Annotated in this window: 9 protein-coding genes, 25 tRNA genes, 2 rRNA genes and 1 pseudogene (1 of these 37 cut by a window edge); 3 read left to right on the top strand and 34 right to left on the bottom strand. The window is 43.0% G+C overall.

The genetic code is table 11. The features are described 5' to 3' along the window. Positions 1–2: 2 nt before the first annotated feature. Positions 3–1,736 carry a 2-succinyl-5-enolpyruvyl-6-hydroxy-3-cyclohexene-1-carboxylic-acid synthase gene (gene menD, locus NST18_RS02495; protein WP_004888929.1) on the bottom strand — a complete coding sequence of 578 codons (1,734 nt, stop codon included), beginning with the start codon at positions 1,734–1,736 and terminating at the stop codon, positions 3–5. Further along, positions 1,733–3,088: an isochorismate synthase gene (locus tag NST18_RS02490; RefSeq protein ID WP_004888928.1), complete on the bottom strand. Its 1,356-nt coding sequence runs from the start codon at positions 3,086–3,088 to the stop codon at positions 1,733–1,735. The genes menD and NST18_RS02490 overlap by 4 nt, the downstream gene beginning before the upstream one ends. A gap of 157 nt (positions 3,089–3,245) precedes the next feature. Here NST18_RS02490 and NST18_RS02485 point away from each other — a divergent pair, with 157 nt between their 5' ends. Together NST18_RS02485 and NST18_RS02480 are read left to right on the top strand one after the other, a co-directional pair. Beyond that, positions 3,246–4,181 (top strand): 1,4-dihydroxy-2-naphthoate polyprenyltransferase, encoded by a 936-nt coding sequence (locus NST18_RS02485; RefSeq protein ID WP_004888927.1) that lies wholly within the window; start codon positions 3,246–3,248, stop codon positions 4,179–4,181. An 87-nt stretch (positions 4,182–4,268) separates the two neighbouring features. Beyond that, the gene (locus tag NST18_RS02480; protein WP_004888926.1) at positions 4,269–5,000 is read left to right on the top strand and encodes a yteA family sporulation protein; all 732 of its coding nucleotides are present in this window, start codon (positions 4,269–4,271) and stop codon (positions 4,998–5,000) included. A 37-nt stretch (positions 5,001–5,037) separates the two neighbouring features. Here the strand turns inward: NST18_RS02480 and NST18_RS02475 are convergent, their stop codons facing one another. The 5 genes and pseudogenes from NST18_RS02475 to glgB all read right to left on the bottom strand — a co-directional run bounded on the left by NST18_RS02475 (position 5,038) and on the right by glgB (position 12,919). Next, a complete protein-coding gene (locus tag NST18_RS02475; RefSeq protein ID WP_004888925.1) occupies positions 5,038–7,425 on the bottom strand; it encodes a glycogen/starch/alpha-glucan phosphorylase in 2,388 nt (795 codons plus the stop codon). Next, positions 7,412–8,866: a glycogen synthase GlgA gene (gene glgA / locus NST18_RS02470; RefSeq protein WP_004888924.1), complete on the bottom strand. Its 1,455-nt coding sequence runs from the start codon at positions 8,864–8,866 to the stop codon at positions 7,412–7,414. Before glgA ends, NST18_RS02475 begins: the two co-directional genes overlap by 14 nt. Beyond that, complete coding sequence (locus NST18_RS02465; RefSeq protein WP_004888923.1) at positions 8,863–9,885, bottom strand: sugar phosphate nucleotidyltransferase; 1,023 nt, start codon at positions 9,883–9,885, stop codon at positions 8,863–8,865. Before NST18_RS02465 ends, glgA begins: the two co-directional genes overlap by 4 nt. Continuing rightward, positions 9,873–10,949 (bottom strand): annotated as a pseudogene (locus NST18_RS02460) (glucose-1-phosphate adenylyltransferase); the annotation flags it as partial. The pseudogene NST18_RS02460 and the gene NST18_RS02465, both read right to left, overlap by 13 nt. Before the next feature lie 38 nt (positions 10,950–10,987). After that, a complete protein-coding gene (gene glgB, locus NST18_RS02455) occupies positions 10,988–12,919 on the bottom strand; it encodes a 1,4-alpha-glucan branching enzyme (RefSeq protein ID WP_340721617.1) in 1,932 nt (643 codons plus the stop codon). A 274-nt stretch (positions 12,920–13,193) separates the two neighbouring features. Here glgB and NST18_RS02450 point away from each other — a divergent pair, with 274 nt between their 5' ends. Then, the gene (locus NST18_RS02450; RefSeq protein WP_004888920.1) at positions 13,194–14,120 is read left to right on the top strand and encodes a cation diffusion facilitator family transporter; all 927 of its coding nucleotides are present in this window, start codon (positions 13,194–13,196) and stop codon (positions 14,118–14,120) included. Between the two features lie 59 nt (positions 14,121–14,179). On the opposite strand, the gene NST18_RS02445 is transcribed toward NST18_RS02450, so the two are convergent. From NST18_RS02445 to NST18_RS02315, 27 genes are all read right to left on the bottom strand, one after another. Then, positions 14,180–14,251, bottom strand: a tRNA-Glu gene (locus tag NST18_RS02445). An 11-nt stretch (positions 14,252–14,262) separates the two neighbouring features. Further along, positions 14,263–14,354: transfer RNA gene (locus NST18_RS02440), tRNA-Ser, on the bottom strand. A gap of 3 nt (positions 14,355–14,357) precedes the next feature. Continuing rightward, a tRNA-Asn gene (locus NST18_RS02435) sits at positions 14,358–14,432 on the bottom strand. A 19-nt stretch (positions 14,433–14,451) separates the two neighbouring features. Continuing rightward, positions 14,452–14,525, bottom strand: a tRNA-Ile gene (locus NST18_RS02430). Between the two features lie 5 nt (positions 14,526–14,530). Next, positions 14,531–14,601, bottom strand: a tRNA-Gly gene (locus NST18_RS02425). Between the two features lie 176 nt (positions 14,602–14,777). Further along, positions 14,778–14,853: transfer RNA gene (locus NST18_RS02420), tRNA-His, on the bottom strand. 8 nt (positions 14,854–14,861) lie between these two features. Next, positions 14,862–14,934, bottom strand: a tRNA-Thr gene (locus NST18_RS02415). Between the two features lie 28 nt (positions 14,935–14,962). Then, positions 14,963–15,055: transfer RNA gene (locus NST18_RS02410), tRNA-Ser, on the bottom strand. Between the two features lie 13 nt (positions 15,056–15,068). Beyond that, positions 15,069–15,145: transfer RNA gene (locus tag NST18_RS02405), tRNA-Ile, on the bottom strand. A gap of 8 nt (positions 15,146–15,153) precedes the next feature. Then, positions 15,154–15,227 (bottom strand) — tRNA-Met (locus NST18_RS02400). A 12-nt stretch (positions 15,228–15,239) separates the two neighbouring features. After that, a tRNA-Ala gene (locus NST18_RS02395) sits at positions 15,240–15,315 on the bottom strand. Positions 15,316–15,322: 7 nt separating this feature from the next. Next, positions 15,323–15,399: transfer RNA gene (locus NST18_RS02390), tRNA-Pro, on the bottom strand. Positions 15,400–15,419: 20 nt separating this feature from the next. Continuing rightward, positions 15,420–15,496, bottom strand: a tRNA-Arg gene (locus tag NST18_RS02385). A gap of 8 nt (positions 15,497–15,504) precedes the next feature. Then, a tRNA-Leu gene (locus tag NST18_RS02380) sits at positions 15,505–15,589 on the bottom strand. A gap of 9 nt (positions 15,590–15,598) precedes the next feature. Further along, positions 15,599–15,673: transfer RNA gene (locus NST18_RS02375), tRNA-Gly, on the bottom strand. Between the two features lie 4 nt (positions 15,674–15,677). Continuing rightward, a tRNA-Leu gene (locus NST18_RS02370) sits at positions 15,678–15,758 on the bottom strand. Between the two features lie 4 nt (positions 15,759–15,762). Next, positions 15,763–15,838, bottom strand: a tRNA-Lys gene (locus NST18_RS02365). Between the two features lie 10 nt (positions 15,839–15,848). After that, positions 15,849–15,924: transfer RNA gene (locus NST18_RS02360), tRNA-Thr, on the bottom strand. Positions 15,925–15,961: 37 nt separating this feature from the next. After that, positions 15,962–16,037: transfer RNA gene (locus NST18_RS02355), tRNA-Phe, on the bottom strand. Between the two features lie 5 nt (positions 16,038–16,042). Beyond that, positions 16,043–16,118 (bottom strand) — tRNA-Asp (locus NST18_RS02350). A gap of 4 nt (positions 16,119–16,122) precedes the next feature. Further along, a tRNA-Met gene (locus NST18_RS02345) sits at positions 16,123–16,199 on the bottom strand. 29 nt (positions 16,200–16,228) lie between these two features. After that, a tRNA-Val gene (locus NST18_RS02340) sits at positions 16,229–16,304 on the bottom strand. Between the two features lie 8 nt (positions 16,305–16,312). Further along, positions 16,313–16,384 (bottom strand) — tRNA-Glu (locus tag NST18_RS02335). 21 nt (positions 16,385–16,405) lie between these two features. Further along, positions 16,406–16,496, bottom strand: a tRNA-Ser gene (locus NST18_RS02330). 5 nt (positions 16,497–16,501) lie between these two features. Next, positions 16,502–16,576: transfer RNA gene (locus NST18_RS02325), tRNA-Asn, on the bottom strand. Between the two features lie 166 nt (positions 16,577–16,742). After that, a 5S ribosomal RNA gene (gene rrf, locus NST18_RS02320) occupies positions 16,743–16,859 on the bottom strand. A 112-nt stretch (positions 16,860–16,971) separates the two neighbouring features. Next, positions 16,972–19,029 (bottom strand): 23S ribosomal RNA (locus NST18_RS02315); it runs 868 nt beyond the window's last position.

Here is a 19,029-nt window from a genome sequence, read left to right as displayed (position 1 = left end):
GTTCATTCCCCTTTATTCAACAAGTTGGACATTTCCTTGGAAACATCTTTCCACAATTTCCGATGGATTTTGACATTATATTCACGTGATGTCGGAACTTCAATGACGTTTAATGTCGGGCGTGAAAGAGCGTCCGTCATCGCTCGTCGAAAATGTTCCCACGTCTCTACTTTTTCATAATGCCCATTATACATGTCAACAGCATGCTGAAATGATAAATGTGTCGGCGTACCAAATAACCGTTCGAAATGCTTTGGTTCATTCGCTTGCGGTAAGAAAGAGAAAATACCTCCGCCGTTATTGTTTAACACGATGATTGTCGCATGTAGCTGTTGTAATTTCGCTGCCAACAAACCGTTTAAATCATGATAAAATGACAAATCGCCAATCACTAACACAAGTGGTTGGGAAACGTAACTTGCCCCAAGAGCACTAGATACAACTCCATCAATGCCGTTTGCTCCTCGATTCGCGAGTAAACGGATTCGTTTACTCGATGACATAAAAAACGTATCCGCATCACGAATAGGCATACTGTTGCCAACGTAGAGTGTTGCTTTGTCTGGCAATAGGTTGGCAAGTTCAATAAATATTTTCCCTTCAAACATATCCGTCTCTTCTTCTGCTTTCAACAAAATGTGTTTTGCACGTTCATTCATATATTGCCACTTGCTCATCCATTGCGACGAACGAAGGGAATGTGAGGCACGTTGCGCTAAATCATAACAAAACTGAACCTCATTTGCTTCTATCAGTACTTGAAGCGACAACGTTGGATCGCGCCATTGTCCCGCTTCATCGACAACTATTTGTTTTACTTGTTTATGCTTCTGCAACCAAACATAAAGCGATTTCGATACAGGCATCGCTCCGAACCGAATAGCGACATCTGGAACAAACCTATCCGCAAACGTTTCATTTTTTAACATCGCATCATACGATTCAATAATACATCGTTTCTCGTGTATACCTGTCCGCAATGGAGAGAGAGGATCTGCTAAAATAGGGTATTGCAATGCTTCCGCTAACTTCACAACTGCCTCAGAAAAACCTTCGATATGCAAATCTCCGCATATAATGACCCCTTTTTCGACACCGCTCAACTCCGCATACAACTCATCGATCATCTCTTCACAAAGATGCTTATTTCCTTTATACACGATGCGAGCTGGAGAAGATGGCAAAAACAACGGCTCATCGATCGTTGGAACGAGTGGTTCGCGCAACGGTACGTTAATATGAACCGGTCCTTTTGGGACAGACGATGCAACGTATACCGCGCGAGCAGCGACCATTTCGGCATAACGAAGCATTCGCTCATTTCCTTCTGGAAGCGCCATATCAACAAACCATTTTACATATGAACCATACATATGTAACTGGTTAATTGCTTGTGGGGCGCCAACATCACGCAGTTCATGAGGGCGATCAGCCGTAATCACAACGAGTGGGACACGTGCATAATAAGCTTCAACGATTGCTGGATAATAATTTGCTACTGCTGTCCCTGATGTACAAACAAGAGCAACTGGCTCTCCAGAAGCCTTCGCCATGCCCAATGCGAAAAAAGCAGCGGAACGTTCATCAATATGAACATGAATATTTAACGTTGGATGTTCAGCCATAACCATCGCTAGAGGAGTGGAGCGAGAACCAGGACTAATGACTACTTGTTGTACTCCCATATGAGCTAGTTGCTCAACGAAAGCTGTGACATACGCTGTCATTTCATTCATCTTTGTTCCCCCTCTAGCGCTAATAACATCGGTTTAAACTTTACATTCGTTTCCTCGTATTCATTATGTGGATCAGAATGGGCGACAATGCCACATCCTGCAAACAAATGTGCTTTATTGTCTTCAAGCAATGCCGAACGAATCGCAACAGCGAACTCTCCGTTTCCGTTCGCATCAACCCAACCAATCGGAGCAGCATACCATCCACGATCAAGCGGCTCAATCTCCCGAATCGTCTGTACCGCCTTTTCTTTCGGAAATCCCCCGAGCGCAGGGGTTGGATGAAGCCGTTCAACGAGTGAAAAAATCGAGACGCCTTCCTTCACTTTCGCCTGAACAGGCGTATATAAATGTTGAATATGTCTCATTTTCAAAAGCGTTGGTTCGTTCGGAATGACAACTTCCGTGCATACTTCATTCATTGCTTGTTTAATCATATCGACAACAAACGCATGCTCGCGGCGATTTTTATCGTCTTGAAGCAACCATCGTCCAAGCTCTTCATCTTCTTTCACCGTATGTCCACGGCGAATCGATCCCGCCAAACAAGCTGTTTCACACATATGCCCATTCTTTCTCACAAGTTGCTCCGGAGAAGCCCCGATGAAGCAAGTAGAGCCATTTTCAAAAGCAAAAATGTAGCTCATCGGTTGTTGTTCATGAAGCTCGTGTAACACATGAGAACGATCAATTCGCTCAGAAAAAGAAAGAAATAGCTTCCGTGCTAAAACAACTTTCTCAATTGCATCATTTCGAATAAGATCTGTCGCGTAATGAACGGAACGGAGCCATTGGTCGCGAGCAACTTCTTCTTTTTTCACAATGTGAGCACGATGCGAATCGCTCTCATCGCGTGTGTGAAATAAGGAATCGATCATTTCTTCAATCTGATTGAGCGATTCATGAACAACATTGACTGTTAACCATATTTCATCTCGCTGCTTTGTTAACAAAAATGTAGGTACAACAAACTGGGCAGAAGGAAATTCAATCCAATGTTCATCCGACTGTTTCAGCGGGTCAAAGGCAAATCCTCCAAACATCAGTGGCCCTTGCCCTTCAATGAAAGCGCCTTCTACAATTTGTTTCCATTCTCGTTCGACGTCACGAAACCGCTTTTTCGTCTTTTCATTGCTTTTTATAACTTGAGCTCGTCCAAGTCCAACAAATGTTCGTTCGTGCAAGCAATCCGACCAGTAAAAACGTTGCCCATAAAATAACGTTTCACCCGCAGAGAAAAAAGCAAGCGGATCGATTTGTTCCATTCTTATGGTAATACTAACCATATGCTCTTTTTTCCCTAATACATGACGCAATTGGTCAATAACTTTGTTTTGATATAAAGTAACCACCTTTTATCACGCCTATACTTAAACTTTTTGTCCCTTTTCCATTATAATATTGTTTTTTAGAGATAGGAAACAATTTATATTGTCAAGACATTGACACATTTTCCCCACTTCCCTAAACTTATTGTGAACGACATTTTACTTAAAGGAGAAGAATGGTATGCCCACACCAGTACGTTCAAATACTCAAACGGTTCATTATAAACGAGACTGGCGCGTTTGGTGGCGTTTATTGCGACCACATACGCTAACTGCAGCGTTCGTTCCCGTTTCCATTGGTACTGTGCTTGCAGTAGACGAAGCACCAATTCGCTTCTCTTTATTTTTGGCCATGCTTATTGCCTCATTGTTTATTCAAGCGGCAACAAATATGTTTAATGAATATTACGATTATAAACGTGGTCTCGATACACCAGAGTCCGTCGGTATCGGTGGAGCAATCGTGCGCGATGGCATTTCTCCAACAACTGTCTTGTTTCTCGCTTGGTCTTTTTTTGCTGTTGCTATGCTACTTGGCGTTTATATTTGTGTCAATAGTAGCTGGTGGCTAGCTGTAATCGGAACGATTTGCATGGCCGCTGGATATTTTTATACGGGCGGACCTGTTCCAATCGCTTACACTCCGTTCGGCGAATTAGCAGCAGGCTTTTTCATGGGGCTAACTATTATTTTAATTTCATTTTTTATTCAAACAGGTACAGTGACAACAACGCCTATTCTTGTCTCTGTTCCCATCTCTATTTTAGTTGGAGCGATTTTATTAGCCAATAACATCCGCGATTTAGATGACGATCAAAAAAGTGGTCGAAAAACGTTAGCCATTTTACTTGGAAGAAAACGTGCCATTCGGTTATTAGCCGGCATGTTTATTACATCATTTTTATGGATTGTGTTACTTGTTTTTACGAAAACGATTTCACCATGGACATTGCTCGTATTTTTCAGCATTCCAAAAGCATGGCAAGCAACGAAAGGATTTATCGGAAAAACAAAGCCGATCGACATGATGCCAGCAATGAAAGCGACAGCACAAACAAATACACAATTTGGATTTTTACTCGTCATCGGCCTTTTCATTCATTATTGGTTACAATAGTTCCACAGAAAAAACCGTAGCCCAAAAGCTATGGTTTTTTCTTTTTGGTGAATACTATGCATAGTCGATCATAAAGGAGGGGTCATATTGCAATATTTATCTGCTTTACGCGAACGTTTATTACAAGAAAAACAACAAATTGAGCAACGATTGAAACAAAACGATCATTTTGGTCTTACCCGAACATCTGCTCATGACTCAGTTGGGGAGCTTTCAAACTACGATAATCATCCTGCTGATAGCGGAACAGAACTATATGAACGTGAAAAAGATATCGCATTAAACGAGCATACCGAACGTGAGCTTCACGATATCGAGCTTGCACTTCAAGCGATGGAAAATGGAACGTACGGGGTTTGCCAAGTATGCGGAAAATCGATCCCATGGGAACGTCTTGAGGCCATCCCAACAACAACGTTTTGTAAGGAACATAGCACCGATCAAGTCGTTTCACAACATCGTCCAATAGAAGAAAGTGTTTTGTCTCCTCCATTTGGCGAATTTGTCGTTCATGACGATGCAGAAACTTTTGATGCCGAAGATAGCTGGCAAAAAGTTGCACGTTTCGGTACATCAGAAACACCTTCGGATCTACAAGAGGATACTGTGCATTACGATCGAATGTATATCGATGCAGAAGAACAAATCGGTTACGTCGAACCGTTTGAAACATTTGCTGCAACAGACCTTTATGGGACCGGCATCACGGTTTATCCAAATATCGTCCATGAACAATATGAACAAATGCTTGACGACGAACAACTTATGTCTCCTCTTGGCGACCTTCCTGCATACGAAAAAGATCCTTATACTTCCTAAAAAAGTCCTGTGAGCATATGCTTACAGGACTTTTCCATTAGTGAATATTCCAAATGTCTTGAGCGTATTCTTCAATCGTTCGATCGCTTGAGAAATACCCTGAACAAGCGATGTTCACGATGCTCATTTCTAGCCATTTTTGACGATTTTTATACGTTGCCCCAACTTGCTGTTGCGCATCGGCATACGACGCGAAGTCGCGTAAAACAAAATATTGATCATTATGAGCAAGCAACGAATCGTAAATCGGTTCAAAATGATCATACGCATCTGGAAAAAAGCCATTTACAAGCTGATTGACGACTTGATGAATACGTTGATCATGATGATAATACTCATATGAATGATATCCACCGTTGGCATAATAGTGCAACACTTCTTCTGCAGTCAATCCAAAAATAAACATATTGTCATGACCGACACGTTCTAAAATTTCAATATTTGCTCCATCGAGCGTTCCAATTGTAATCGCTCCGTTCATCATAAATTTCATATTTCCTGTGCCTGATGCTTCTTTACTAGCTGTCGAAATTTGCTCACTTACATCAGCGGCTGGAAAAATTTTTTCTGCCAATGAGACACGGTAATTTTCTAAGAAAATCACTTTTAATCGTCCGTTAATTTGCTCATCGCTATTTACCTTTTGTGCAACGGAATTAATTAACTTAATGATCCGTTTCGCATAATGATATCCTGGGGAGGCTTTTGCTCCAAAAATAAACGTGCGCGGATACATATCAAAATGTTCATCTTCTTTTAATCGGTTATATAAATGCATAATGTGCAACACATTTAATAACTGCCTTTTATACGCATGCAGTCGTTTGACTTGTACGTCAAAAATGGATGATTCATCAACAGCGACTCCTGTTTTTTCGTAAATATATGTTGCCAACTGTTGTTTATGATGATGTTTGACTTTTTCTAATTGTTCTTGAAATGCATGATCAGTTGCATACTTTTTCAACTGAATAAGCTGCTCAGGCTGCTTTATCCATTCCGTTCCGATCGCTTCGGTAATAAGAGAAGAAAGCTCCGGGTTTGCTTTAAGCAACCAACGACGATGTGTAATGCCATTCGTTTTATTATTAAATTTTTCTGGAAAATATTCGTAAAATAACTTCATTTCACGATGCTTTAAAATTTCAGAATGAATTTTGGCTACACCATTCACACTATAGCTTCCTACAATCGCTAAATGGGCCATTTTCACAAGCCCATGAGCAATAATGGCCATTTCCTCAATCCGTTTCCAATCACCAGGATATCGATTCCATAAGTCGCGACAAAACCGTTCGTTAATTTCTTGTACAATCATATAAATTCTTGGCAAAAGCGGTTGGAAAATGTAAATAGGCCATTTTTCCAACGCTTCAGACAATGTTGTGTGATTTGTATAAGAGATCGTATTTGTCGTAATGTGCCACGCTTCATCCCATCCCATTCCTTCCTCATCTAACAAAATTCGCATCAATTCTGGAATGGCTAGCACAGGGTGGGTGTCATTCACATGAATCGCTACGTGTCGATGGAAATGTTGTAAATGACCGTATCGTTGCCGATAGTCGCGCACAATGCTCCCGATGCTTGCAGCAACAAGAAAATATTGCTGTTTTAACCTTAAAATTTTTCCTTCATCATTTGTATCATCAGGGTACAAAAATTCAGAAATAGCTTCCGTTTCTCGTTTATATTGCATGACATGTTTATGAAGCGGAAACTTCGCGGGCTCGGCACTCCACAATCGCAACGTATTTACAGTCGTCGTATCATACCCGATGACAGGCATATCATAAGGAACCGCCATCACTTTTTCTACATCATAATGTCGAAACGTTAATCGCCCATCTTGTTCGTAGCATTCTACTTTTCCCCAAAAATTAACTTCTACCGCTAAATCTTCTTTTTTTACTTCCCAAACGTTCCCGTGACGCAACCATTGTTCAGGGAGTTCGACTTGATAACCATTCACTATTTTTTGATCAAACAAACCGTGCTTATAACGAATTCCTTGACCATGTCCAGGCAAATCAAGAGAAGCAAGAGAATCTAAAAAACAAGCAGCTAATCGACCAAGCCCTCCATTTCCGAGACCTGCATCTATTTCCACTTCTTCGATATGAGCCAATTCAATGCCAAGCTCTTTTAATCCTTGCTCCACGACATCTCGTATACCAAGATTCATTAAATTGCTGCCCAACAAGCGACCTAGCAAAAATTCAATCGACAAATAATATACTTGCTTTTTATGCTCAGCACGGTATCGTTCGTTCGTTTGAATCCAATGTTTGCTAATGTACTCACGAATCATATGCCCTAGCGTATTGTATTGATCCAGGACAGTGGATTCCCAAAACCGTTTTCCATACATCATTTCTAATCGCTTCAAAAACGTTTGCTTAAACTCTTCCTTATCCGTGAACATAGATGCCACTCCCAGCCATTAATTCGTCGTATAGTTGATTGTATTTAAATGCCGATTGTGCCCAGCTGTAATCCTTGTTCATTGCTTGTTTCATAATTGTCTCCCATATTTCTTTTTGTTCATAAAATGACCGTGCGCGCTGAATCGTATATAACATATCATGCGCATTAAAGTTTTTAAACGTAAAACCTGTTCCTTCTTTCGTAAATTCGTTAAAAGATTGTACCGTATCATTTAATCCACCTGTTTCGCGAACGATCGGCACAGCTCCGTAACGCATCGCAATCATTTGTCCAAGCCCACATGGTTCGAACTGTGACGGCATTAAAAACATGTCCGCACCAGCATAAATTTGATGAGCAAGCTGTTCGGAGAATCCAATATATACGCGAACCCGATCTGGATATGTCATCGCCATCTCATGAAAGAAATGTTCGAACTCCCATTCCCCTGTTCCGAGAATGATCATTTGGACATTTTGAGCAATGATCTCATGAAATACACATGTCACTAAATCTAGGCCTTTTTGTTTTGTGAGCCGCGAAACAATAGCGATAATTGGGATATCTTCTTCTGACGGCAATGAAAAATGTTGTTGGAGAGCTCGTTTATTAATGCTTTTTCGCGCAATTGTCGTTACATCATACGGCACTGCAATATACGGATCTTTTTTTGGATTATATATTTCATCATCAATCCCATTTAAAATGCCAACTAAATGCGAACTTCTCGCTCGCAACAGCCCGTCAAGCCGTTCACCATAATATGGCGTTTGAATTTCCTCTTTATACGTTGGACTGACCGTTGTAATCATATGCGCTGAGACAAGCGCCCCTTTCATAAAACTGACGTTTCCATAAAACTCCAAATGTTCAATAGAGAAATAACGGTCGTTTAAATTCAGCAAGTCCCCTAAAATTTCGCGTGGGAAAATACCTTGAAATTGTAAATTATGAATCGTAAATACCGTTTTCATTCGTGCGTAAAATGAATTGTTCGTATATTCTTCACGCAATAAAAATGGAATCATACCTGTATGCCAATCATGGCAGTGGATTACATTCGGTTGAAAATCAATGACCGGAAGAGAATCGAGTACAGCGCGACAAAAATATGAAAAACGCTCGCCGTCATCGTAATGTCCATATAATGAATCTCGCTTAAAGTAATACTCATTGTCGACGAAATAATATGTAATTCCTTCATATTCTAATTGTTCAATTCCACAATATTGTCTTCTCCAACCAACACGAACGACAAGCTCAGCAATTTTATGCATTTTTTTTCGCATATGTTCTGGAATTAACCCATACTTTGGTAACATGACACGTACATCTGTCCCAAGCTTTTTCAACTCTTTTGGTAATGCACCAGCCACATCTGCTAACCCGCCTGTTTTTACGAATGGTACACATTCTGATACGACAAATAATACTTTCACGATTTCATCAGCGCTCCTTGTATTGTTCCTTTTCGAATGACGATTGGCTCCTTCGGTGTCCCAATTAATTTCACCCCATCGCCAATTCGGGCATCTTTATCAACAATGACATATTCAAGATGACAGTTCTCCCCAATTTGACTTTTTTGCATAATAACGCTATGTTTCACAACAGCTTCTTTTCCTATTTTTACTGATCTCGAAATAATGCTATTTTCAATTTCCCCTTCGATGACGCATCCGTTTGCGATCATTGCATTACGCACGCAAGCATGCGATGTATATTTTGTCGGTGGCTCATCTTTTACTTTTGTATAAATCGGTCTTCCTTTTAAGAACAATTGTTTCCACACATCTGGTTGAAGAAGTTCTAAACTATGATGAAAATAACGTTCGATACTATCAATGACCGCAACATACCCATCATATTCATAATCACATACTGTTAATCCATTTGTTTGATCATTGACAACATCAACAATACTTTGATAATGATTTCTTTGTTGGTTAGCGATCAAATCGAGTAACAACGATGTTTCTAAAATAAACATGTCGAGGGATTGACCATGATGACATATACGAGTAATATCGCACTCGTTCATGATGTGGCGTCGCAGCACTTCTTCATAATCGATGTTACATACTGTATAACTATTGCAAATGAGAGCGTACTTTTGTGTACTTCGCAAAAAATAATCGATATGTTGCTGGAAATGTTGAAATGATCCAATATGAGAAATCGGGAGATCTGTTGAAGGAAAAAGGAATAAGCCATCGCGTTTTCGATTCAAATCCCAATTTTTACCCGAACCTAAGTGATCCATTAACGAACGATATTGATATTTTGGGAAAATAGCGACACTTTCAATCCCTGAATTAACCATATTTGATAAAACAAAATCGATTAATCGGTAACGCCCAGCAAACGGGACAGCCGCAATCGAACGCTGGAGCGTTAAATCATTCATTTCCTTCTTATATGTTGTAGCATCAATGACCCCAAGCATTAATTTTCCCACAGCTTTTCATCCTCTCTCTCTGAAAAATGTCCCAAAAGCCCCTCTGTTACAAGAATGACTTCCATTTCAGATGAACTAGCATAAATGGAAGTTCCGTCTGGAATTTCTATGTTCGGTGGAACAATCGCTTTTTCAATGTATACATTTTTCCCAATAACCGCATTGGGCATAACAACGCAATCTTTTACTGTTGCACCCTGTGCGATGTGCACCCCTTGGAACAACACAGAATGCTCTACATGCCCTTCAACAATGCATCCTTCATTCACTAAAGATTCTTTTACTTGCGCATATGGAGCAATATATTGCGGTGGCTCATTCGGATTGACAGAATAAATGCGCCACGTATGATCGAATAAGTTTAATGCCGGGGTATCCTCGAGTAAATCCATATTTGCTTCCCATAAACTCTTTACTGTACCGACATCTTTCCAATATCCTTTAAATGGATAGGCAACAAGTCGCTTTTTTTCATCGATAAGTAAAGGAATAATATCCTTACCAAAATCATGACTCGAACGATCGTTGCGATTGTCCATTTCCAAATATTCTTTTAAAACAGACCATTTAAAAATATAAATGCCCATGGAGGCTAAATTATTTTTCGGATGAGCTGGCTTTTCTTCAAACTCAACAATTTCCATCTCCTCATTTGTGTTCATAATGCCAAAACGACTCGCTTCTTCCCAAGGCACTTCAATAACAGAAATCGTCACATCTGCCTTCTTTTCAATATGATATTGCAACATATCTGCATAATTCATTTTATAAATATGGTCACCAGAAAGAATGAGCACATGCTCTGGATCATACTGCTTTAAATAGTTTAAGTTTTGATAAATCGCATTTGCTGTCCCTTTATACCATCTCATTTCCGACGATTCAGCATACGGTGGAAGAACGGTTACCCCACCATTTTTCCGATCTAAATCCCATGCACTACCAATTCCAATATACGTATTTAACTCTAGCGGTTGATATTGAGTCAGCACGCCAACTGTATCAATACCGGAATTGGCGCAATTACTTAATGTAAAATCAATAATACGATACTTTCCCCCAAACGGAACAGCCGGTTTAGCTACATTTTTTGTTAATGAGCTTAATCTACTCCCTTGCCCCCCCCGCGAGTAGCATAGCGACGCACTTTTTTCGTACCATGGTTTCCCTTCCCTTCTCTTTTTCTTGTAGGTCGTAAAATAGTGATAGCATACGGCGGAATCGTCATTCGAATGTGGTACGGCTTTCCGTGATATGATTCTTCACATGCCTTAAGTGGCTTTTTGTTTATATGTCCCGCACCACCGTACATCACATCATCGCTGTTGAATACTTCTCGATATGATGTCAGAAATGGCACACCAATTTTGTAATTGTCATATACAACATTTGTAAAGTTACAAACAACAATTAGCGTATCTTCCTCTTTTTTTCCGCGCCGAATAAAAGAAAAAATACTTTGTTCAGCGTTGTTCACATCAATCCATTCAAACCCATTTGGATCATGATCATATTCGTATAGTGCTTTTTGTTTTTTATAAAAATACGTGAGGGATTTCACGTAATCATCCATTTTTCGATGCATATCAAAATCAAATAGCACCCAGTCGAGTTGTTCTAAATCTTTCCACTCATCAAACTGTCCGAACTCTCCACCCATAAATAATAGTTTTTTTCCTGGATGAGTTATAAAATAGCCGTAAAGCAAGCGAAGTTGGGCGAATTTATCCCAATAATCGCCGGGCATCTTATTCAACAACGATTTTTTTCCGTGTACCACTTCGTCATGAGATAAAGGTAAAATAAAGTTTTCCGTATAAGCATAAAGTAGAGAAAATGTCATTTTGTGATGCATATGTTTTCGTTCACTCATGCCCGTTTCCATATAAGTTAGTACATCATTCATCCAGCCCATATTCCATTTGTAGTTAAATCCTAATCCACCGTCGTACGTCGGTGCTGTTACTTTCGGCCAATCAGTTGAATCCTCTGCAATCATTAATACGTTTGGATCAAAAGCAAAGACAACTTCGTTTAACTTTTTTAAAAATGAAATGGCATATGGATTTGGATGTAATACGTCACTATTTGGCCAATAAAGCATATTCGCCACCGCATCTACACGAAAACCGTCAATATGATAATATTGTAACCAAAACAAAGCATTCGAAATTAAAAAGCTGTGCACTTCTGGCTTCCCTAAATCGAAATTAGCTGTTCCCCAAACAATATTTTCCCGATCTTGCATATTCACATATTCATACGTCGGTTCGCCATCAAACATATATAGCCCATGTGCATCTTTACAAAAATGTCCCGGAACCCAATCTAAAATAACACCGATTCCTTCTTGATGACAGCGATCGATAAAATACATAAGATCATGGGGCGTCCCATAGCGACTCGTTGCAGCATAGTAACCCGTTCCTTGATATCCCCATGAACGATCGAGCGGATGCTCAACAAGCGGTAACAGTTCAATATGAGTAAATCCATGCTCAACAACATAAGGAATTAACTCATCTGCCATCTCCGCATATGTATAACATTGCCCATCTTCTTTCTTTTTCCACGTTCCGAAATGAACTTCATAAATAAACATCGGTTGCTCATAAATAGGCTTTCGCTTCTTTTTTCTTTGCCACGCTTGATCGTTCCATTTGTATCCATCCAACTGATATACAATAGAGGCTGTATGGGGGCGTTCTTCAGCATAAAAAGCATATGGATCTGCTTTAAGAAGAGTGCGTCCATCTTTTGTTATAATTTCGTATTTATATAAATATCCTTCTAAATTTTCTGGAACAACAATCATCCATACTCCTTGATCGTTTATTTTTGTTAATTCATGCTCCTCTCCGTTCCAATCGTTAAATGTCCCAACAAGCCGAACTTTTTTGGCATGTGGGGCCCATACACAAAAACGCGTTTCCGTTCTCCCGTCTCGTTTCACAAGATGTGCACCGAATAAATGATAGCTTTCATAAAACGTTCCTTCGTGAAATAAATGCAACTGCAAATCGGTTGGACTCATCGTTAGCAAATGTTCATCCTTCCTTTCCTAAAGGGATACAAAATCACTCCGTACTGATATATTACACTACGCCATGTAAAATTCCTGTAAGAAAATTAAGATATTTCTCGACAATGTTCAACAAATCACATGCTAAATGTGGCGAAATGAAAAATCAATACGAACGTCCATAAAATTGTCGTTTGATTATCAAATGATAATTATATATAATATTTTATAGTAATTATTTTTTATATTTTTTTATATTTATTATAAATAATAAAGGGGTGTTTATATGTACGATTTTCATCATTTGCCACATATAAAAGTGCAGACAACATCAAAAAAAGCACTTTGGACGACATTATTATTAACCGCTTTTTTCACGATTGTGGAAGTCATAGGGGGCATTTTATCAAATTCCCTTGCTTTATTGTCAGACTCAGCACACATGGCGTCCGATGTGATTGCATTAGGGTTAAGTATGATTGCTCTTTATTTAGCTTCTCGTCCGCCAAATAAAAAATTTACATTTGGTTATTTACGGTTTGAAATTATCGCCTCATTTTTGAATGGGCTTGCACTTGTCGTTATTGCGGTGGGGATTTTTGTCGAAGGAATCCGTCGTTTCATTCATCCCGAATCCATTCAATTTTCCTTCATGTTAACGATCGCAACAATCGGATTTATCGTTAATCTTGTGTTAACAATCGTTTTAAGCCGGAGCATGAAAGAAGAAGAAAATTTAAATGTAAAAAGCGCTTTATGGCATTTCATTGGCGATTTGCTCAGTTCCATTGGTGTCATCATTTCAGCAATTTTGATTTACTTTACAAAACTATATATTTTCGATCCACTGATCAGCATAGTCATTGGGGCAATTATTTTTATAGGTGGGGCAAAAATTGTCCGTGAGTCGTACTTTATTCTGATGGACGCTGTTCCACATCAATTTGATATCGAACGCATTCGTTCTGATATTCTTTCTATCGAAGGAGTAGAAGATGTGCATGAATTGCATATTTGGGCCATTTCGACTGATCATTATTCCCTTACTACACACGTTCTCATTAACGAACATATCGAACCATTTCGCATCGTTTTAGCCATTAATGAAATGTTAAAAGAACGATATAATCTCTCACATGTCACAGTTCAAGTCGAACATCCATCTATTCACCCACATGGTGAATACGGGAAACAATTTTTAGACAAAAAATAAATTTGAGCAAAATGTAAAAAGGACATCCCATATCAATTATGAGATGTCCCTTTTTCTAGTGACCCGTACGGGATTCGAACCCGTGTTACCGCCGTGAAAGGGCGGTGTCTTAACCACTTGACCAACGGGCCATATGTGGCAATGGCGGAGAAGGCGGGATTTGAACCCGCGCGCCGCAAAACGCGACCTAACGGTTTAGCAAACCGTCCCCTTCAGCCACTTGGGTACTTCTCCAAATGGCTCCGCAGGTAGGATTCGAACCTACGACCGCTCGGTTAACAGCCGAGTGCTCTACCACTGAGCTACTGCGGAACGAAAATAAAGATTATAATGGGCCTAAGTGGACTTGAACCACCGACCTCACGCTTATCAGGCGTGCGCTCTAACCAGCTGAGCTATAGGCCCATGTAAGCGGGTGATGGGAATCGAACCCACGACATCAGCTTGGAAGGCTGAGGTTTTACCACTAAACTACACCCGCACGTCGAATTTTATAATAAGCAACACTCATCACGCTCAGTCATGCCTCTTCCTCTACTAGCATATTCAAAGATGATGGATGCGTCGAGGCAACTCGTGGTTTACTCGACGAAGCGTCGCTCGTGGCTGAGGTTTTACCACTAAACTACACCCGCATATTTGAATTTGCAAATGTTATGGGGCGACTAGTGGGAATCGAACCCACGAATGCCAGAGCCACAATCTGGTGCGTTAACCACTTCGCCATAGCCGCCACAATGATGCCGGCTGCAGGACTTGAACCCGCAACCTACTGATTACAAGTCAGTTGCTCTACCAATTGAGCTAAGCCGGCATAATATAAAGCGATATGAAACTGTATATGGCGGAGGAGGAGGGATTCGAACCCCCGCGCGCCTTTCGACGCCTCTCGGTTTTCAAGACCGACCCCTTCAGCCAGACTTGGGTACTCCTCCGTATAATATAACATGGTGGACCTTGTAGGACTCGAACCTACGACCGGACGGTTATGAGCCGTCTGCTCTAACCAGCTGAGCTAAAGGTCCTAAGCTAGTAGCGGCGGAGGGAATCGAACCCCCGACCTTACGGGTATGAACCGTACGCTCTAGCCAGCTGAGCTACGCCGCCATTATAAATATATGGTGGAGCCTATCGGGATCGAACCGATGACCTCCTGCGTGCAAAGCAGGCGCTCTCCCAGCTGAGCTAAGACCCCTTGAAAATGGTCGGGAAGACAGGATTCGAACCTGCGACCCCATGGTCCCAAACCATGTGCTCTACCAAGCTGAGCTACTTCCCGTCCTCATAATGATATAAACATGGCGCGCCCGAGAGGATTCGAACCCCTAACCTTCTGATCCGTAGTCAGATGCTCTATCCAATTGAGCTACGGGCGCATATGAAGTGCCGAGAGCCGGACTCGAACCGGCACGGTGTCACCTACCGCAGGATTTTAAGTCCTGTGCGTCTGCCAATTCCGCCACCCCGGCATGGCATATTGGAGCGGAAGACGGGACTCGAACCCGCGACCCCCACCTTGGCAAGGTGGTGTTCTACCACTGAACTACTTCCGCATTATGCGGGTGGAGGGACTTGAACCCCCACGCCAGAGGCGCCAGATCCTAAGTCTGGTGCGTCTGCCAATTCCGCCACACCCGCATCATGGTGAGCCATGGAGGACTCGAACCTCCGACCCTCTGATTAAAAGTCAGATGCTCTACCTACTGAGCTAATGGCTCAAAAACAATCTGGTGCCGGCTGCAGGACTTGAACCCGCAACCTACTGATTACAAGTCAGTTGCTCTACCAATTGAGCTAAGCCGGCACACTATATATTCATACGAAACTGACATGATTCAAAATGGTGGCTCGGGACGGAATCGAACCGCCGACACAAGGATTTTCAGTCCTTTGCTCTACCGACTGAGCTACCGAGCCATACATGGCGGTCCCGACGGGACTCGAACCCGCGATCTCCTGCGTGACAGGCAGGCATGTTAACCACTACACTACGGGACCATTTTGGTTGCGGGGGCAGGATTTGAACCTGCGACCTTCGGGTTATGAGCCCGACGAGCTACCTGGCTGCTCCACCCCGCGATGATGAGAAAGAACTAATTTTTTATCTATGGTGGAGGATGACGGGATCGAACCGCCGACCCCTTGCTTGTAAGGCAAGTGCTCTCCCAGCTGAGCTAATCCTCCATAAAAGATGACCCGTACGGGATTCGAACCCGTGTTACCGCCGTGAAAGGGCGGTGTCTTAACCACTTGACCAACGGGCCATATATTATTTCCAAAGTGGCTGGCGGAGAGCAAGGGATTCGAACCCTTGAGACGCTCATCGCGTCTACACGATTTCCAATCGTGCTCCTTCGACCACTCGGACAGCTCTCCGTAAATGGCTCCGCAGGTAGGATTCGAACCTACGACCGCTCGGTTAACAGCCGAGTGCTCTACCACTGAGCTACTGCGGAATAAAAACGTAAGTAATTCATACTGCTTAACCATTATTTCAATTGGATGTTACTGCCTCTTCCTCTACTCGCATACTCAATGATGATGAATGCGTCGAGGCAACTCGCAGCTTGATCGATGAAGCATCGCTCGTCACTGAGCTACTGCGGAATAACATATTGTTTTGCCCGGCAACGTCCTACTCTCGCAGGCGGTGTCCCGCCAACTACCATCGGCGCTGGAGAGCTTAACTTCCGTGTTCGGGATGGGAACGGGTGTGACCTCTCCGCCATCGTCACCGAGCAATAATGCTTCAGACAAATGTTATTATAACGGAATATTTTTTGTTGTCAAGCATTTTTTTATTCCTTCAAAACTAGATAACAGAACAGTCGCCTTCGCTTTTCTTGTGTGCTTAGTTAAGTCCTCGATCGATTAGTATCCGTCAGCTGCACGTGTCGCCACGCTTCCACCTCGGACCTATCTACCTTGTCATCTTCAAGGGATCTTACTCGCTTGACGCGATGGGAAATCTCATCTTGAGGGGGGCTTCACGCTTAGATGCTTTCAGCGCTTATCCCTTCCGCACATAGCTACCCAGCTGTGCTCCTGGCGGAACAACTGGTACACCAGCGGTGCGTCCATCCCGGTCCTCTCGTACTAAGGACAGCTCCTCTCAAATTTCCTACGCCCGCGACGGATAGGGACCGAACTGTCTCACGACGTTCTGAACCCAGCTCGCGTACCGCTTTAATGGGCGAACAGCCCAACCCTTGGGACCGACTACAGCCCCAGGATGCGATGAGCCGACATCGAGGTGCCAAACCTCCCCGTCGATGTGGACTCTTGGGGGAGATAAGCCTGTTATCCCCGGGGTAGCTTTTATCCGTTGAGCGATGGCCCTTCCATTCGGAACCACCGGATCACTAAGCCCGACTTTCGTCCCTGCTCGACTTGTAGGTCTCGCAGTCAAGCTCCCTTCTGCCTTTACACTCTTCGAATGATTTCCAACCATTCTGAGGGAACCTTTGGGCGCCTCCGTTACGCTTTGGGAGGCGACCGCCCCAGTCAAACTGCCCACCTGACACTGTCTCCCACCCCGATCAGGGGTGCGGGTTAGAATCTCAGTACGACAAGGGTGGTATCCCAACGGCGACTCCACCTAGACTGGCGTCCAGGCTTCTCAGTCTCCCACCTATGCTGTACATGTCGCACCAACATTCAATATCAGGCTGCAGTAAAGCTCCACGGGGTCTTTCCGTCCTGTCGCGGGTAACCTGCATCTTCACAGGTACTATGATTTCACCGGGTCTCTCGTTGAGACAGTGCCCAAGTCGTTACACCTTTCGTGCGGGTCGGAACTTACCCGACAAGGAATTTCGCTACCTTAGGACCGTTATAGTTACGGCCGCCGTTTACTGGGGCTTCGGTTCGCACCTTCGCTTGCGCTAAGCGCTCCCCTTAACCTTCCAGCACCGGGCAGGTGTCAGCCCCTATACTTCGCCTTACGGCTTCGCAGAGACCTGTGTTTTTGATAAACAGTCGCTTGGGCCTTTTCACTGCGGCTCCCCTGGGCTATTCACCCGAGGGAGCACCCCTTCTCCCGAAGTTACGGGGTCATTTTGCCGAGTTCCTTAACGAGAGTTCTCCCGCGCACCTTAGGATTCTCTCCTCGCCTACCTGTGTCGGTTTGCGGTACGGGCACCTCTCACCTCGCTAGAGGCTTTTCTTGGCAGTGTGGAATCAGGCACTTCGGTACTTTATTTCCCTCGCCATCACAGCTCAGCCTACTCAAGCGGATTTGCCTACTTGAGGCGCCTAACTGCTTGGACGCGCACAACCAGTCGCGCGCTGACCCTATCCTCCTGCGTCCCCCCATTGCTCAAACGGTGAGGAGGTGGTACAGGAATATCAACCTGTTGTCCATCGCCTACGCCTTTCGGCCTCGGCTTAGGTCCCGACTAACCCTGAGCGGACGAGCCTTCCTCAGGAAACCTTAGGCTTTCGGTGCAGAGGATTCTCACCTCTGTTTTCGCTACTCACACCGGCATTCTCACTTCTAAGCGCTCCACTAGTCCTTCCGGTCTAGCTTCGACGCCCTTAGAACGCTCCCCTACCGACGACGTAAGTCGTCCCACAGCTTCGGTGGTACGTTTAGCCCCGGTACATTTTCGGCGCAGAGTCACTCGACCAGTGAGCTATTACGCACTCTTTAAATGGTGGCTGCTTCTAAGCCAACATCCTGGTTGTCTAAGCAACTCCACATCCTTTTCCACTTAACGTACACTTTGGGACCTTAGCTGGTGATCTGGGCTGTTTCCCTCTTGACCACGGATCTTATCACTCGTAGTCTGACTCCCGAGTATAAGTCATTGGCATTCGGAGTTTGACTGAGTTCGGTAACCCGATGAGGGCCCCTAGCCCAATCAGTGCTCTACCTCCAAGACTCTCAACTCGAGGCTAGCCCTAAAGC

Source organism: Anoxybacillus sp. FSL W8-0104, from assembly GCF_038004465.1.
GTDB classification, from domain to species: domain Bacteria; phylum Bacillota; class Bacilli; order Bacillales; family Anoxybacillaceae; genus Anoxybacillus; species Anoxybacillus flavithermus_G.
The sequence above is the reverse complement of the archived record's forward strand: the minus strand, read 5'-3'. Positions and strand labels throughout refer to the sequence as shown.

Excerpts from the sequence above, each read along its gene's own strand:
- menD (WP_004888929.1), bottom strand. The coding sequence starts at position 1,736 with ATGAATGAAATGACAGCGTATGTCACAGCTTTCGTTGAGCAACTAGCT.
- NST18_RS02485 (WP_004888927.1), top strand. The coding sequence starts at position 3,246 with ATGCCCACACCAGTACGTTCAAATACTCAAACGGTTCATTATAAACGA.
- NST18_RS02475 (WP_004888925.1), bottom strand. The coding sequence starts at position 7,425 with ATGTTCACGGATAAGGAAGAGTTTAAGCAAACGTTTTTGAAGCGATTA.
- glgB (WP_340721617.1), bottom strand. The coding sequence starts at position 12,919 with ATGAGTCCAACCGATTTGCAGTTGCATTTATTTCACGAAGGAACGTTT.
- NST18_RS02450 (WP_004888920.1), top strand. The coding sequence starts at position 13,194 with ATGTACGATTTTCATCATTTGCCACATATAAAAGTGCAGACAACATCA.